This window comes from Streptomyces sp. NPDC111656, assembly GCF_055656965.1.
The window spans coordinates 260181-275415 of the sequence record NZ_JBVKCA010000009.1 but is presented as its reverse complement, the minus strand read 5'-3'; the positions used below and the strand labels follow the sequence as shown (position 1 = coordinate 275415).

The following is a 15235-nucleotide window of genomic DNA, read 5'->3' as shown; positions in this document are numbered from 1 at the left end:
TTGCATGAAACGGGAAAATTGTAGGCTTTGCATCATGAATACACGGCTGGCTCTGCTCAGCGCGGTGGACCCTGGTGTCACGGAAAGTGAGATCTTCCGGCTGGCGCTCCAGCACGCGGTGGGGGAGCTGGGTGCCCTGGGGGGGATGATCCATCTGCGGGGCCCCATGTCCGCGCTGCGTCTGGTGTCGGCCACCGGCCTTCCCGCGGTCCTCACCCGGCCCTGGGAGATCATCGACCAGGATGGCCCGCTGGCCCCGGCCCGGGCCCTGCACCAGGGGCGGGGTGTGTGGATTGCGCCGGGATCCGGCGAACAGCCCGGATCCGGTGCGGTCTCATGGCCCGGGACCGGACTGGCGGCCGTGCCGGTGTTCAGCGGCGACCGGGGGATCGGCGCGCTCACCGTGGTGATGGGCGGCCAGGGGGAGCCGACCGTCGAGCAGTGGGGTTTCCTGCAGGCCGTGATCGCCTGGACCGAGGAGCGCATGCAGCAGGCACCCCCGCCCGCTCGGCCGCCCCGGGAGGAACTGAGCGGTGACCGGCTGCGGCAGGCGCTGGAGGAGGTCCGGGTCGGCTCGTGGGACTGGAACGTCGAGACCGGCGAGCTGGTCTGGGACGAGGCCGCCCTCGAGCTCTACGGCACCAGGCCGGCCGAGTTCACCGGCAGGATCGAGAACTGGATGAGGATCGTCCACCCCGACGACCTGGCGCCGACCCTGGGGGCGGCGCAGAAGGCGCTCCGGGACCGTACGGTGTTCGAGGCCGAGTACCGGGTGCGCCGCCTGGACGGCACGTACGGCTGGACCCAGGCCCGCGCCCGGGCGACCTACAACGCTCAGGGCGAACCCCTACGGATGATCGGCGTGGGATGGGAGAGCAACGAGTCCCGCTCCGCCCGCGACGCGCTCAGCCGGGCCCTTCGCCACATGAGTGACGGCTTCCTCGCCGTGGACGACCGCTGGCGGATCACCTTCCTGAACCTGGCGGCCGAGCGCATGCTGGGCTCCTCCGAGGAGGAGCTGTTCGGCCGCGTCCTGTGGGAGCTTCCCTCCGTCCGGCAGGTCCCCGATCTGGAGAAGCGCTGCCGGGAGGCCGCCGCCGCGCAACAGCCCGCCGGCTTCGACGTGGATACTCCGAACACCGGGCGCCGCCTCCACCTGCGGCTGGTCCCGGGAGCCGACGGCCTCACCCTCTACTTCACCGACGTGACCGAGGTCCGGCGGCACGAGGACGAACGGTCCGCCGCCGAACGGGCCGCCGCCGAGCGCGCCGCCCGGATCGCCGAGCTGACCGAGTCCCTCGCCAAGGCGACGACCTCCCGGGACGTGGTGGACGCGGTCGCGCAGCGTGTGCTGCCGCCGTTCGGCGCCACTGGCCTCCTGGTTCAGGCCATCGAGGGCGACCGGACGTACAACGTCGGCGCCGTCGGCTATCCGCCCGCCTTCCTCGACACGATCAACGGCCGTATGCGGGTGGCCCGCGACCCGGTCTGGGACCCGATCTTGACCGGCACGCCGCTGTTCATCTCCTCAGCTGCCGAGTACACGGCCCGCTACCCCGAACTCGCCGCCCGACCGCGCCAGGCGGGCAAGCAGGCCTGGGCGTTCATGCCGCTGACCGTGTCCGGGCACACGTTCGGGTCGTGCGTGGTCTCCTTCGACCGGCCGCGCCGTCTCAGCGACGAGGAGCGCACCCTGCTGACCACGATCAGCGCCCTCGTCGCACAGGCCCTGGAGCGGGCCCGGCTCTACGACGCCGAGCACACCCGTTCCCAGGAACTCCAGCGCAGTCTGCTCCCCAGCGGCCTGCCCGAACTGCCCGCGTGCACCGCTGCCGCCCGCTATCTCCCCGCCGGACAGGGCATGGACGTCGGCGGCGACTGGTACGACATCATCCCGCTCTCCGGCGGTCGGGTCGCCCTGGTCGTCGGTGACGTGATGGGCCACGGGCTGCCCGAGGCGGCCACCATGGGGCGGCTGCGCACGGCGGTCCACACCCTGGCCGACCTCGAGCTTCCCCCCGACGAGGTCATGAGCCACCTCAACGACATCGTCGGCGGCATGGCGGAGGAGTCCTACGCCACCTGCCTGTACGCGCTCTACGACTCCACCACCCAGATCTGCTCCGTCGCCCGCGCCGGGCACCCCCCGCCCGCCGTGGTCCACCCCGACGGCAGTGTGCATTTCCCCGAGGTCGCCCCCGATCCGCCGCTCGGCGCGGCGGAGCCACCCTTCGAGACCTTCGAGATGACGGTGCCGGACGGGAGCCTGCTCGTCCTCTACACCGACGGCCTGGTCGAGTCGGCCACCCGTGAGATCGACGACGGCATGGCCGAACTCGCCCGGCTGCTGCGGGCCGCGCACGAGGATCCCGGTGAGATGGCCGCCGACCTGGAGCACCTCTGCGACACCGTCACCGCGGGGCTGCTCCCCGCCGAGCACTCCACCGCCGACGACGCGGCCCTCCTCATCGCCCGCCTCCACGCGCTGGCCGACGACGACATGGCTTCCTGGCTGCTCCCCGAGGACCCGCGAGCGGCCGGGCAGGCCCGCTGCCACATCCGCGAGCAGCTCCACACCTGGGGCCTGGACGACCTGACGCCGACGACGGAACTCCTCGCCAGCGAGCTGGTCGGCAACGTCGTGCGCCATGCGAAGGGACCCGTGCGGCTACGCCTCCTGCACGGCCCCGAGCTGGTCTGCGAGGTCTTCGACGGGAGTCTGACCATGCCGCGCATCCGCCGGGCGTCGGAGACCGACGAAGGCGGACGCGGACTGCAACTCGTCACCGCGCTCTCCCGGCGCTGGGGCACCCGCTATACGGCGACCGGAAAGTGCATCTGGACCGAGCAGCCACTGTTCGGCCCGGAGAGCCCGACCGGCCTGCCCACCGACGTCCTGGACCTTCCGTTCCTGGACGCCGAGGAGTTCGCCCGCGACCTCGACGCGCTCACCTCCGGGGACCGGGAACTGCCGGGCCCGGCCCCCCAGTAGCCGACCGGCGGCCGCATCGCCCCCGCACTCCCCCGACACCGACCCGGCTCAGGCCACCGACCCGATCCGCCGCGCCGCGGCCGACGTCACGTCGTGGTGGATCGGCGTGTGTGCCCCGGTGAGCGACACCCCGCTCCCCCCGCGTCGGTTGGCCACGATCTCCGAGGCGATGGACAGGGCCGTCTCCTCCGGGGTGCGGGCGCCCAGGTCGAGGCCGATGGGGGACCTGAGGCGCGCCAACTCCAGCTCGGTGACGCCGACTTCGCGCAGGCGGTCGTTGCGGTCCAGGTGCGTGCGCCGGGAGCCCATCGCGCCGACGTACGCGACCGGCAGTCGCAGCGCGAGCCTCAGCAGCGGTACGTCGAACTTGGCGTCGTGGGTGAGGACGCACAGGACGGTCCGGGCGTCCACCTCCGTGCGCTCCAGGTACGTGTGGGGCCACTCGACGACGATCTCGTCGGCGTCGGGAAAGCGGGTGGCGGTCGCGAAGACCGGGCGGGCGTCGCACACCGTGACGCGGTATCCGAGGAACTTGCCGATGCGGACCAGCGCCGACGCGAAGTCGATCGCGCCGAACACGATCATGCGCGGGGGCGGCACGGACGACTCGACGAGAACCGTGAGCGGCGCTCCGCAACGAGAGCCCTGCTCTCCGATCTCCAGGATGCCGGTGCGACCCGCGTCCAGGAAGGCGCCCGCCTCGCCGACCACCGTGCGGTCCAGCTCGGGATGGGCGCCGAAGCCGCCCTCGTACGAGCCGTCGGGGCGGACGAGCAGCGCCCGGCCCCGCAGTTCGGCGGGACCGCCGACGATCCGCGCGACCGCCGCCGCCTCCCCCCGCGCGGCGGCGGCCAGCGCGGAGCCCAGCACCGGCCGGGCGGGGTCGCACGCCCGGACCGGCGTGACGAGGATGTCGATGACGCCACCGCAGGTCAGACCGACGGCGAAGGCGTCCTCGTCGCTGTATCCGAAGCGCTCCAGGACACTCTCGCCGTCCTCGAGCGCCTGCCGGCACAGTTCGTAGACCGCGCCCTCCACGCACCCGCCGGAGACCGAGCCGATCGCCGTGCCGTCGGCGTCGACGGCGAGTGCGGCGCCGGGCCGGCGGGGCGCGCTGCCGCTGACGGCCACCACGGTGGCCACGGCGAAGTCGCGTCCCCGCTCGACCCACCGGTGCAGCTCTTCGGCGATGTCCAGCATGTCTCGGTCTCCTTGACAGGGGGTGCGTGGAGGGTCGTCGACCGGAAGAGGCGTGTCAGTGCACGCCCATCCAGCTCTCGATCGGATTCAGGGCGAAGAAGACGAGGAAGATCGCCGCCAGGCCCCACATGAACGCCCCGATCTCCCGGGCCTTGCCCTGGGCGATCTTGATGGCGACGTACGACAGCACTCCGGCCGCGACGCCCGCGGTGATGGAGTACGTGAACGGCATGACGACGACGGTCAGGAAGACCGGGATCGCGGTGGCGCGGTCGGCCCAGTCCACATGGCGGGCGTTCATCATCATCATGGCGCCGATGACGACCAGTGCCGCCGCCGCGACCTCGCCGGGGACGATCGCCGTCAGCGGCGTGAAGAAGAGGCAGGCCGCGAAGAACAGGCCCGTGACGACGGAGGACAGGCCCGTACGGGCGCCTTCGCCGACCCCGGTCGCGGACTCGACGAAGACCGTCTGGCCCGACGCGCCCGCGACCCCGCCGACCGCTCCGCCCGCGCCGTCGATGAACAGCGCCTTGGACAGACCCGGCATCCGGCCCTGCGCGTCGGCGAGCCCCGCCTCCGTGCCGACGCCGATGATGGTGGCCATCGCGTCGAAGAACCCGGCGAGGACCAGCGTGAAGACGATCATGCCGACCGTCATCACTCCGACGTCGCCCCAGCCGCCGAACTCGACCTTGCCGAAGAGTGAGAAGTCCGGCATCGAGACCGCGCCGCCGTGCAGTTCGGGGGCGCCGCTCGCCCACTGCTTCGGGGCGATGACGCCAAGAGCGTTGAGGACCACGGCGAGTACGGTGCCGCCGACGATGCCGATCAGGATCGCGCCGGGGATGCCGCGCGCCTGGAGCATGAAGATGGCGAGCAGCGTGGCGGCGAAGAGCAGGACCGGCCAGCCGGCGAGTTCACCGGCCGGGCCCAGGGTGACCGGGGTGGACTTCCCCTGGTGCACGAAACCGGCCTTGTAGAAGCCGATCAGCGCGACGAACAGGCCGATGCCCATGGTGATGGCGTGCTTCAGCGCCAGCGGAATCGCGTTCATGATCATCTCTCGCAGGCCGGTGACGACCAGGAGCATGATGACCACTCCGTAGATCACACACATGCCCATGGCCTGCGGCCAGGTCATCTGCGGGGCGACCTGCGAGGAGAGCACTCCGGAGACGGAGAGTCCGGCGGCGAGGGCCAGGGGCACCTTGCCGAAGAAGCCCATCAGAAGCGTGCTGAGGGCCGCCGCGAACGCGGTCGCGGTGATCAGCGCGTTCTGGCCGAGTGTGTGACCCGCCGCGTCCTTGCCGGACAGGATCAGGGGGTTGAGCAGGAGGATGTACGCCATCGCCATGAAGGTGGTGACGCCGCCGCGCACCTCACGCGCGACCGTGGATCCCCGCTGGGATATGTGGAAGTAACGGTCGAGCCAGGACCGCCCGGCCGGGACGCGGGTTCCCGCACCCGCGTCGTCGGCGACGGTCCTGGGCTCCACTGACTGCTGGGTCATGGTGCCATCTCCCAAGGTTCACAGGGGCACCCGCGTCAGCAACCACGGTGGTTGCTGCGGGATTTGGGATGGTGCACGACCCGGGGGACGGCCCGAGACGAACAGAGGGTTACTTGCCGGTCAGGTGCTCGGGGCGAACCGGCGTCCTGTTGAGCTCCAGACCCGTCGCGTTCCGGATCGCCGCGAGGACGGCCGGCGTGGACGACAGGGTCGGGGCCTCGCCGATGCCACGGAGCCCGTACGGGGCGTGGTCGTCGGCGAGTTCGAGCACGTCGACCGGGATGGTCGGCGTGTCGAGAATCGTGGGGATCAGATAGTCCGTGAAGGAGGGGTTCTTCACCTTCGCGGTCTTGGGGTCGACGATGATCTCCTCCATGACCGCGATGCCCAGGCCCTGGGTGGTGCCACCCTGGATCTGGCCGACGACGGACAGCGGGTTGAGCGCCTTGCCGACGTCCTGGGCGCAGGCCAGCTCGATGACCTTGACCAGCCCGAGTTCGGTGTCGACCTCGACGACCGCGCGGTGCGCGGCGAACGTGTACTGGACGTGGCCGAAGCCCTGTCCGGTGCGCAGGTCGAAGGCCTCGGTCGGGCGGTGCCGCCACTCGGCCTCGATCTCGACGGACTCGTCGCCGAGCACGTCCACCAGGTCGGCGAGGACCTCGCCGCCGTCGGTGACGACCTTGCCGCCCTCCAGGAGCAGCTCCGCGGTCGCCCAAGCGGGGTGGTACGTACCGAACTTGCGGCGGCCCAGCTCCAGGACCTTCTCGCGGACGAGCTCGCAGGAGTTCTTGACGGCGCCACCGGTGACGTACGTCTGCCGCGACGCGGACGTCGAACCGGCGCTGCCCACCTGGGTGTCGGCCGGCTGGATGGTCACCTGGGTGACGCCCAGCTCGGTGCGGGCGATCTGCGCGTGGACGGTGACACCGCCCTGGCCGACCTCCGCCATCGCGGTGTGCACGGTCGCGACCGGCTCGCCGCCGACCACCTCCATGCGCACCTTGGCCGTCGAGTAGTCGTCGAAGCCTTCGGAGAAGCCGACGTTCTTGATGCCGACCGCGTAGCCGACACCGCGTACGACGCCCTCGCCGTGCGTGGTGTTGGAGAGGCCGCCCGGCAGCTGCCGTACGTCGGCCGCCTCGCCTGCGGTGAGCCACTGCTGCTCCGGCGGCATGGGCATCGCCTTGACCCGGCGCAGGAGTTCGGCGACCGGGGCCGGCGAGTCGACGACCTGCCCGGTCGGCATGACGGTCCCCTGCTCCATCGCGTTGAGCTGACGGAAGGCCACCCGGTCCATGCCCACCTTGTCGGCGAGCTTGTCCATCTGGGCCTCGTAGGCGAAGCAGGCCTGGACCGCGCCGAAGCCGCGCATGGCGCCGCAGGGCGGGTTGTTGGTGTAGAGGGCGATGGCCTCGATGTCGACGTCGTCGACGACGTACGGGCCCGCGCCCAGCGAGGAGGCGTTGCCGACGACCGCGGGGGAGGCGGAGGCGTAGGCGCCGCCGTCCAGGACGATCCGGGCCTTCAGGTGGGTGAGCTTGCCGTCCTTGGTCGCCCCGTGCTCGTAGTAAAGCTTCGCGGGGTGGCGGTGGACGTGCCCGAAGAAGGACTCGAAACGGTTGTAGACGATCTTGACGGGCTTGCCGGTGCGCAGCGCGAGCAGGCAGGCGTGGATCTGCATCGACAGGTCCTCGCGTCCGCCGAACGCGCCGCCGACGCCCGAGAGCGTCATCCGGACCTTGTCCTCGGGCAGGCCGAGGACGGGCGCGATCTGGCGCAGGTCGGAGTGCAGCCACTGGGTGGCGATGTAGAGGTCGACGCCACCGTCCTCGGCGGGCACGGCGAGACCGGACTCGGGGCCCAGGAACGCCTGGTCCTGCATGCCGAAGGTGTACTCGCCCTTGACGACGAAGTCGGCCTTCTTGGCGGCCTCTTCGACGTTGCCGCGGACGATCGGCTGGCGGTGCACGATGTTCGGGTGCGGGACATGGCCGATGTGGTGGTCGTCGCGGCCCTCGTGGATCAGGATCGCGTCCGGCGCGGTCGCGGACGCCTCGTCCGTGATGACCGGCAGCTCGCGGTACTCGACCTTGATCTTGGCGGCGGCGCGGCGCGCGGTCTCCGGGTGGTCGGCGGCGACGATCGCGACCGGCTCACCGTGGTGGCGGACCTTGCCGTGCGCGAGGACCGGGGTGTCCTGGATCTCCAGGCCGTAGTTCTTCACCGCGGTCGGCAGGTCGTCGTACGTCATGACGGCGTAGACGCCGGGCGTCGCGAGGGCCTCGCCGGTGTCGATGGAGACGATCTCGGCGTGGGCGACCGTGGAGCGCAGGATCTGGCCCCAGAGCATGTCCTCGTGCCACATGTCGGAGGAGTACGCGAACTCTCCGGTGACCTTGAGGATGCCGTCCGGGCGGAGCGTCGACTCACCGATGCCGCCCCTGGTCTTGGAGCCCTGCGTGAGGTTGGTGGGTGTACCCGTGGTTCCCATGGTCAGACCGCCTCGGACTGCCGGGCGGCCGCGAGGCGGACCGCGTCCATGATCTTCTCGTAGCCGGTGCACCGGCACAGGTTGCCGGAGAGCGCCTCGCGGATGTCCGCGTCGGTCGGCGTGGGGTTGCGCTCCAGCATCTCGTCGGCGGCGACCAGCAGACCCGGGGTGCAGAAGCCGCACTGGACGGCGCCCGCGTCGATGAACGCCTGCTGGATCGGGGAGAGTTGTCCGCCCTCGCCGGTGTGGGAGTCCTGGGGCTTCGACTCCCAGCGCCTGGCCTCGTCCAGCGAGGTGCCGCAGGAGCCGGTCGCGCAACCGCCGTGCTCCGCACGCTGCTTGGCGAACTCCGCGAGGCCCTCGACCGTGACGACCTCGCGGCCCTCGACCTGGCCGGCCGCGACCAGACACGAACACACCGGCACACCGTCCAGGCGGACCGTGCAGGAACCGCACTCGCCCTGCTCGCAGGCGTTCTTGGAGCCGGGCAGGCCCAGGCGCTCGCGCAGCACGTACAGCAGGGACTCGCCCTCCCACACGTCGTCGGCTTCCTGGGGACGGCCGTTGACCGTGAAATTGACACGCATTACGCGACTCCCTCCGTGTGAGCGGCGGTGCCGCGGTACGACTCCCAGGTCCAGGTCAGGGTGCGGCGGGCCATGATGCCGACCGCGTGGCGGCGGTAGCTCGCGGTGCCCCGGACGTCGTCGATCGGGTTGCAGGCGGCGGAGCAGAGGTCCGCGAACTGCTTGGCGACCGACGGGGTGATGATCTTGCCGTTGTCCCAGAAGCCGCCCTCGTCGAGCGCGGCGTTCAGGAACTCCTCGGCGGCCTTGGCGCGGACCGGCGTGGGCGCGGCGGAGCCGATGCCGGTGCGGACCGTACGCGTCTCGGGGTGCAGGGCCAGGCCGAAGGCGCAGACCGCGATCACCATGGCGTTGCGGGTGCCGACCTTTGAGTACTGCTGGGGGCCGTCGGCCTTCTTGATGTGGACGGCGCGGATCAGCTCGTCGGGCGCGAGCGCGTTGCGCTTCACGCCGGTGTAGAACGCGTCGATCGGGATCAGCCGCGTTCCCCGTACGGACTCGGCCTCGACCTCGGCGCCGGCCGCGAGGAGGGCGGGGTGGGCGTCGCCGGCCGGGGAGGCGGTGCCGAGGTTGCCGCCGACGCCGCCGCGGTTGCGGATCTGCGGAGAGGCCACGGTGTGGGAGGCCAGGGCCAGGCCGGGAAGCTCGCCGCGGAGGTTCTCCATGATCCGGGTGTACGGGACGGAGGCGCCCAGGCGCACGCTCTCCTCGCCGACCTCCCACTCGCTCAGCTCGCCGACGCGGTTCAGGTCGAGGAGGTACTCGGGCCGACGGTGATCGAAGTTGATCTCGACCATCACATCGGTGCCACCCGCAATCGGCACAGCGGTGGGGTGCTCGGCCTTCGCGGCGAGCGCCTCCTCCCAGCTGGCGGGGCGAAGGAAGTCCATGAGTGGCTCTCTTCTTCGTATCGTGGGTCGTTCTGATCAAGCCAGATCGTGTGCGGCGGCCCGGGCTCGTTCATGAGTTGTTCACGTGGAGTGAGGTCAGTACACCGCGCTGTCCTCCACCGGGGTCAGTCACCGAAACCATGAAGGAGTTGGCTGGCCAGGGCGGTCATCTTGTAGATTCGTATGAACGGAGGTCATCAGTAACCTCCTCGTTTTCCTATGGAAACGACAGGAAACATCCAGCACACGCTGGGACCAGGGAGTACGGCTCGCGGACCCGCTCGCCCATTGCTCACCTTCAGATCCATCGTAGATTTCGAGACAAGAACGGCGGCGACGAGAATGCGGCTGCGCGCACTGCTGGACACCGACGCGCTGGGCCTGCGGCTGCTCGGCGGCGAGGACGAGCTGGACCGCACCGTACGCGGTGTGATGACCACGGACCTCAAGGACCCCAGCCGCTATCTCTCCGGCGGCGAGCTGGTCCTCACCGGGCTCGCCTGGCGGCACGGCGCCGCGGACTCCGAGCCCTTCGTACGGATCCTGGCGGCCGCCGGGGTCGCGGCCCTCGCCGCCGGTGAGGCGGAGCTCGGCGACATCCCGGAGGACCTCGTCCTGGCCTGCGTGCGGCACCGGCTGCCGCTGTTCGCCGTGCACGAGTCGGTGGCGTTCGCGACGATCACCGAGCATGTCGTACGCCAGGTCTCGGGCGAGCGCGCCGGGGACCTCGCGGCCGTGGTGGACCGGCACCGGCGGATGATGACGTCCGGCCCGGCGGGCGGCGGTCCCGACGTGGTCCTCGACCTGCTCGGCACCGACCTGGACCTGCGGGCCTGGGTGCTCTCCCCCACCGGACGCCCCATCGCCGGTTCGAAGCTCGCCGGGGCCGCGCTGCCCGCCGACGTGTCCGCGAAGCTGGCCGCGGAGCACCTCGCGGCGGCGCGCACCGGGCGGCGCGGACCGCACCGGGTGCTCCTGGGCACGACGACCTACTCCCTCTTCCCGATCCGCTCCTCCGGGCGCTCCGCGGCCGCCTCCCGCGACGTACGCGAGACGGTGCTCTCCGACTGGCTGCTCGCGGTCGAGGCGGACGCCGGGGACTGGCCCGCGGAGCGGCTCGACCTGCTCCAGGGCGTCACCCAGCTGATCGCGGTCGAGCGGGACCGGCGGGACGCGGCGCGCACGGTACGGCGCCGGCTCGCGCAGGAGGTCCTCGAACTGGTGCAGACGGGGGCGGCCCCCGCGGAGATCGCGGCCCGGCTGCGCGTCGCCGCGCCGGTACTGCTGCCCGGGCTCGGCGCCGCACCGCACTGGCAGGTGGTGGTGGCCCGCGTCGAGTGGGACGGCGGCGAGGTCGAGGGCGGGCCGGTCGCCCAGTCGCTCCTGGAGGAGATCCTCGTCGACCCGCTGACCAGCGGCCCCGAGCACTCCGACCGGATCGCCGTCGCCCATACGGGTGAGGAGGCGATCGCGCTCGTCCCCCTTCCGGCGGTCTCCGCGGAGCACGACGGCTCCGAGTCGGGCATCCTCGCGGACTCCCTCCTGGAGGCCGTACGCGACCCGCTGTCGGCCGGCCTGAACGACGACGGGCGGCTCACGCTCGGCGTCAGCGCCGCCGTGCACTCGGCCGAGGGGCTGCGCGGCGCCCTGGAGGAGGCCCGGCACGCGCGCCGGGTCGCCGCCGCCCGCCCCGGCCGGGTCTGCGCGGCCGGACACCAGGAGCTGGCCTCGCACGTCCTCCTGCTGCCCTTCGTGCCGGACGACGTACGCCGCGCCTTCACCGCGCGCCTGCTCGACCCGCTCCGCGACTACGACCGCCGCCACCGCGCCGAACTCATCTCCACCCTGGAGGCGTTCCTCGACTGCGACGGCTCCTGGACGCGCTGCGCCACGCGGCTCCACCTGCACGTCAACACGCTGCGCTACCGGGTGGGCCGCATCGAGCAGTTGACGGGCCGGGACCTCTCCCGCCTCGAGGACAAGCTCGACTTCTTCCTCGCGTTGCGCATGAGCTGAGGTCACGGGTCCGTGCGGCGCGTGTCAGCAAGTGCCGCACCAGTCCCACGACTTTGTGAAATCCTTCACCCACCCCCTTGGCCGGGTACCGCGATCCGTGCTGAGATGCCACCACTCAACAGCTCAATGGCGTGCTCGGGGAGGGCAACGTGGCGCATACCGCCATGTCTGGTTCCGGAACGAACGCAGGGGACGATCCACTCCAGACCGCGGTATGGCGGCTGCGCTCGCGCGCCTGCTGGGTCGACGCGGCCGCACTGCTCGAGCCCGGGACGGCGGGCCCCGCACTGCAGAGAGCCTCGCTCCTCGTCGAGCGGTGCCTGTACACCGAGCAGGGCTGGGCCGAGGCGGAGGACGCGCTGCGGACGGCGGAGGCGGTGGCCCACAGCGACGACGAGCGCGGGGCGGCGGCCTGTGAGCGTGGGCAGCTCGCGTACGCGGCCACGCTGCTCGGGGTGCGCGACCGGGCGGACGAGGCGCGGGCCGCGCTCGGGCGGGCCGCCGCGCTGATCGCCCCGGGGGCGCCGGGGCGGGCGCTGCTGGACTTCCGACGCGGGCTGCTCGCCGAGAACCTCGCGCAGTCGCCGCAGGCCGCGCGGGCCGCGTACCGGCGTGCCCACGCGGGCGCTGTCGCCCAGGGCGACCCGCTCCTGCTCTCCTTCACCTGGCGGCACCTTGCCGGACTCGCCCTGCGGGACGGGGAGTTGGCCGAGGCGCGGCACGGGTTCGGCGAATCCCTGCGGATCCGGGAGGAGTTGGGCTACTTGGTGGGCACGGCCCCGGCATTGGCCTCGCTCGCGGACGCCGAGGTCGAGCCGGAAGCGACGCGGTTGCGGGCGGAGGCGGGGCGGTTGTTCCGGTTGCTCGGGGGTGTACCGACGTGGCTGGCGCGGCAATTGACTCCGCCCGCCGCAACCGCTTGAGGTCGTGCGGCGAGTGCGGGTGAATCGTGGCTGGTCGCGCCCGCGCGGCGGAGCCGCATGTGTCACGGCCCCGCGCCCCTGAAGGGGCGCTGCAGTCACCCGCGTTCGCCGGACCGGGTCAGTTGCTCTGAACGTGCGCCAAGAGGTTGCGGGCGAAGTTCCCCACCGCGGTGCGGAGTTCGGGGTCGTGGGCGAAGTAGACCACGACCCCGACGGTGATGATCAGGACCAGGAGGCCGCGCAGGCCGCCGCCCCGGGCGCCGGTGTGCGGCACGGGGCGGTGCGTGTGGGGCGCCCCGGTGTGACGGGCGTGGGCCCGGGCCATGTCGTGCGCCGCGCGGTGGTGGCGTACGTGGTTCTGGTGGATCTGCTGGGCCTGCTGAGCTTGCTGCATCGCCTGCCAGGACGGGTCGGGCATCGTCTTCTCCCCCGGTGTGCTGCTGGTACCGGGGGACACGCGTGCGGGACCGTCCGGGTTCCCGGCGACGCGTCCTGTTACCCGGCGCCCACGGAGCCGTGACGTCCACCAGGGGAAGGCCACGTACCGGACCGGCCCTAGGCCCTGTCGTCAAACTCCCGTCTGCCCCGCGACGCCATGCACGCGCCCCCAAGTTCTCGGCTTCGCTCGAACAACCCATGACGCCGCGAGGCCCGCCCTTCGGGCGGACGACGGGAGTTCGACGACAGGACCTAGCTGTCGGCGAAGTGCTCTCGTACGAGGGATTGGACGGCCGGGAGGTCCTGGGCGGTCAGGGCGTCCAGGAGGGCGAGGTGCTCGGCGGCGTCGGCCATGAGGTCCGCGCGGCCGCGCGGGACGGGGCCGCCGACGAGGGGCCACTGGGCGCGGCGGTGCAGGTCGTCGGCGATCTGCACGAGCTGGTCGTTGCCGGCGAGGGCGAGGATCGCGTGGTGGAAGGCGCGGTCGCACTCCGCGTAGGTGGCACGGCACCCCGCGGACGCGGCACGCGCCGCCGCCTCGGCGAGCGGGCGCAGTTCGGCCCAGCGCGCGGCGGGCACCGTGCGGGCGAGGCGCAGCACCACCGGGACTTCGAGGAGGGCGCGGATCTCGGCGAGTTCGGCCAGCTCGCGCGTCCCGCGCCGGACGACCCGGAAGCCCCGGTTCGGTACGACCTCGACCGCGCCTTCGAGGGCGAGCTGCTGCATCGCCTCGCGCACGGGTGTGGCGGACACCCCGAAGCGTTCGCCGAGCACAGGCGCCGAGTACACCTGACCGGGGGCGAGTTCGCCCGCGACGAGGGCGGTGCGCAGGGCGTCGAGGATCTGCCCGCGGACCGAGGCCCGCTGGACCACGGGGCGCGCGGCCTCCACGGGGCGCGCGGCCGCCACGCGGGGGTGCGGGACGGGCGGCTCGCTGTGGGTGTGCTCGCCACGGGCCCCGGACGCGGACCGGGACTCGTCGGAGGCGACACCCCGCTCCCGCTCGACGTCCGCCGCCCGCGCCTGTGCGGGCACCCGGACGGACGCCGTACGGATGTCCGGGGCCGCCGACCCGGTGGAAACGCGCGCGCCCAGCGAACCGGCCTGCTCCACGGGGTCCTCCTCCGGGCTTGGTGGTACTTGGGGGTCATTGCGGCGGTTGTTACCCGTCCGTCAAGCACCATAGGCGCACATGGCCCCAGTTCAAACATCCGATATTGGGGGTAAGGTAAGCCTAACCTGTCAACGATCGTGAAGCGGGGTACCCGTATGTCCGCTCCCGCCCTGGCCACAGGCACCCCGGGCCTCGCCGACCCCCACGCCGCCCGCTCCGCCGTCACGGACGCGTACACCCGGCTGACCGAGGTCTTTCCGGAGCTGAGCGTGCGGGAACTGGGACACGGGGAAGCGGCCCCGGAGGGCGACGGCTGGGTCGCCGCCGCCGGGCTCGCGGCGGGCGGGGCGGACCTCGACACCTTCCTCGCCTGGGACGAGGCGCAGGTCATCAGGGACTACGGACAGCGGGCACGCCCGGACGTGGTGGCGAGCTTCGGGCTGCACCGGTACGCCTGGCCGGCCTGCCTGCTGATCACCGTCCCGTGGTTCCTGCTGCGCCGGGTGCCCCGCCTCCCTGTGGAGCGCGTCACATTCCAGCGCACGCTCGGCCGGATGGCGGTCCGGGTCGAGGAATTCGCCTGCCTGCCGGGCGACCCGGCAGCCCGGCTGCCCGGCGCCCGGGTCGTCCCGGACGAGGAGGCACTGCGGGCCGAGGTGCGGGCGGCGGCGGCCGAACACCTGGAGCCGGTCCTCGGCGGCTTCGGCCCGCGCATGCGGCGCCGCGGCCGGGCCCTGTGGGGCATGGCGACCGACGAGGTCGTCGAGGGCCTCTGGTACGTCGCCGAACTGCTCGGCGAGGAGCCGCGCGCGCGGCGCGAGCTGGAGCTGCTGCTGCCGGGGGCGACCCGGCCGTACGTCGGCTCCGCCGCGTTCAGGGAGCTGAGCGGCCCGAACGGGGAGTCCCTGCCCACCCGCGACCGGGCGAGCTGCTGCTTCTTCTACACCCTGAATCCCGAGGACACCTGCGTCAACTGCCCGCGCACCTGCGACACGGACCGCATCGCCAAGTTGACGGCCACCGCGACGGATTGATCGCCGGCCCCGCCGTACGGACGGGCCTCCCGGG

General features: G+C 72.2%; 11 protein-coding genes. 4 read left to right on the top strand and 7 right to left on the bottom strand.

From position 1 onward, the window contains the following. Positions 1-34: 34 nt before the first annotated feature. Positions 35-2992: a SpoIIE family protein phosphatase gene (locus tag ACZ7M3_RS27020; protein WP_472066283.1), complete on the top strand. Its 2958-nt coding sequence runs from the start codon at positions 35-37 to the stop codon at positions 2990-2992. Positions 2993-3040: 48 nt separating this feature from the next. On the opposite strand, the gene ACZ7M3_RS27015 is transcribed toward ACZ7M3_RS27020, so the two are convergent. The 5 genes from ACZ7M3_RS27015 to ACZ7M3_RS26995 form a co-directional block, all read right to left on the bottom strand. Beyond that, positions 3041-4192 (bottom strand): XdhC family protein, encoded by a 1152-nt coding sequence (locus ACZ7M3_RS27015; RefSeq protein WP_472066281.1) that lies wholly within the window; start codon positions 4190-4192, stop codon positions 3041-3043. Between the two features lie 55 nt (positions 4193-4247). Beyond that, entirely contained in the window at positions 4248-5705 is a 1458-nt protein-coding gene (locus ACZ7M3_RS27010) for an NCS2 family permease (protein ID WP_472066279.1), read from the bottom strand. A 109-nt stretch (positions 5706-5814) separates the two neighbouring features. Continuing rightward, a complete protein-coding gene (locus ACZ7M3_RS27005) occupies positions 5815-8199 on the bottom strand; it encodes a xanthine dehydrogenase family protein molybdopterin-binding subunit (protein WP_472066277.1) in 2385 nt (794 codons plus the stop codon). Positions 8200-8201: 2 nt separating this feature from the next. Continuing rightward, positions 8202-8786 (bottom strand): (2Fe-2S)-binding protein, encoded by a 585-nt coding sequence (locus ACZ7M3_RS27000; protein ID WP_060901054.1) that lies wholly within the window; start codon positions 8784-8786, stop codon positions 8202-8204. Beyond that, entirely contained in the window at positions 8786-9676 is an 891-nt protein-coding gene (locus tag ACZ7M3_RS26995) for an FAD binding domain-containing protein (RefSeq protein WP_067375649.1), read from the bottom strand. Before ACZ7M3_RS26995 ends, ACZ7M3_RS27000 begins: the two co-directional genes overlap by 1 nt. 342 nt (positions 9677-10018) lie before the next feature. Here ACZ7M3_RS26995 and ACZ7M3_RS26990 point away from each other — a divergent pair, with 342 nt between their 5' ends. Next, positions 10019-11692, top strand: a complete 1674-nt coding sequence (locus tag ACZ7M3_RS26990; protein ID WP_472066275.1) for a PucR family transcriptional regulator — start codon at positions 10019-10021, stop codon at positions 11690-11692. A 149-nt stretch (positions 11693-11841) separates the two neighbouring features. Further along, positions 11842-12615: a hypothetical protein gene (locus tag ACZ7M3_RS26985; RefSeq protein WP_472066273.1), complete on the top strand. Its 774-nt coding sequence runs from the start codon at positions 11842-11844 to the stop codon at positions 12613-12615. Between the two features lie 118 nt (positions 12616-12733). Here the strand turns inward: ACZ7M3_RS26985 and ACZ7M3_RS26980 are convergent, their stop codons facing one another. Both ACZ7M3_RS26980 and ACZ7M3_RS26975 read right to left on the bottom strand, forming a co-directional pair. Then, the gene (locus ACZ7M3_RS26980; protein ID WP_472066271.1) at positions 12734-13033 is read right to left on the bottom strand and encodes a hypothetical protein; all 300 of its coding nucleotides are present in this window, start codon (positions 13031-13033) and stop codon (positions 12734-12736) included. A 272-nt stretch (positions 13034-13305) separates the two neighbouring features. Then, entirely contained in the window at positions 13306-14166 is an 861-nt protein-coding gene (locus tag ACZ7M3_RS26975) for a GntR family transcriptional regulator (protein ID WP_472066269.1), read from the bottom strand. Between the two features lie 156 nt (positions 14167-14322). Between ACZ7M3_RS26975 and ACZ7M3_RS26970 the strand changes: the two genes are divergently transcribed. Beyond that, complete coding sequence (locus ACZ7M3_RS26970; protein ID WP_472066267.1) at positions 14323-15201, top strand: (2Fe-2S)-binding protein; 879 nt, start codon at positions 14323-14325, stop codon at positions 15199-15201. The last annotated feature ends 34 nt before the right edge of the window (positions 15202-15235 follow it).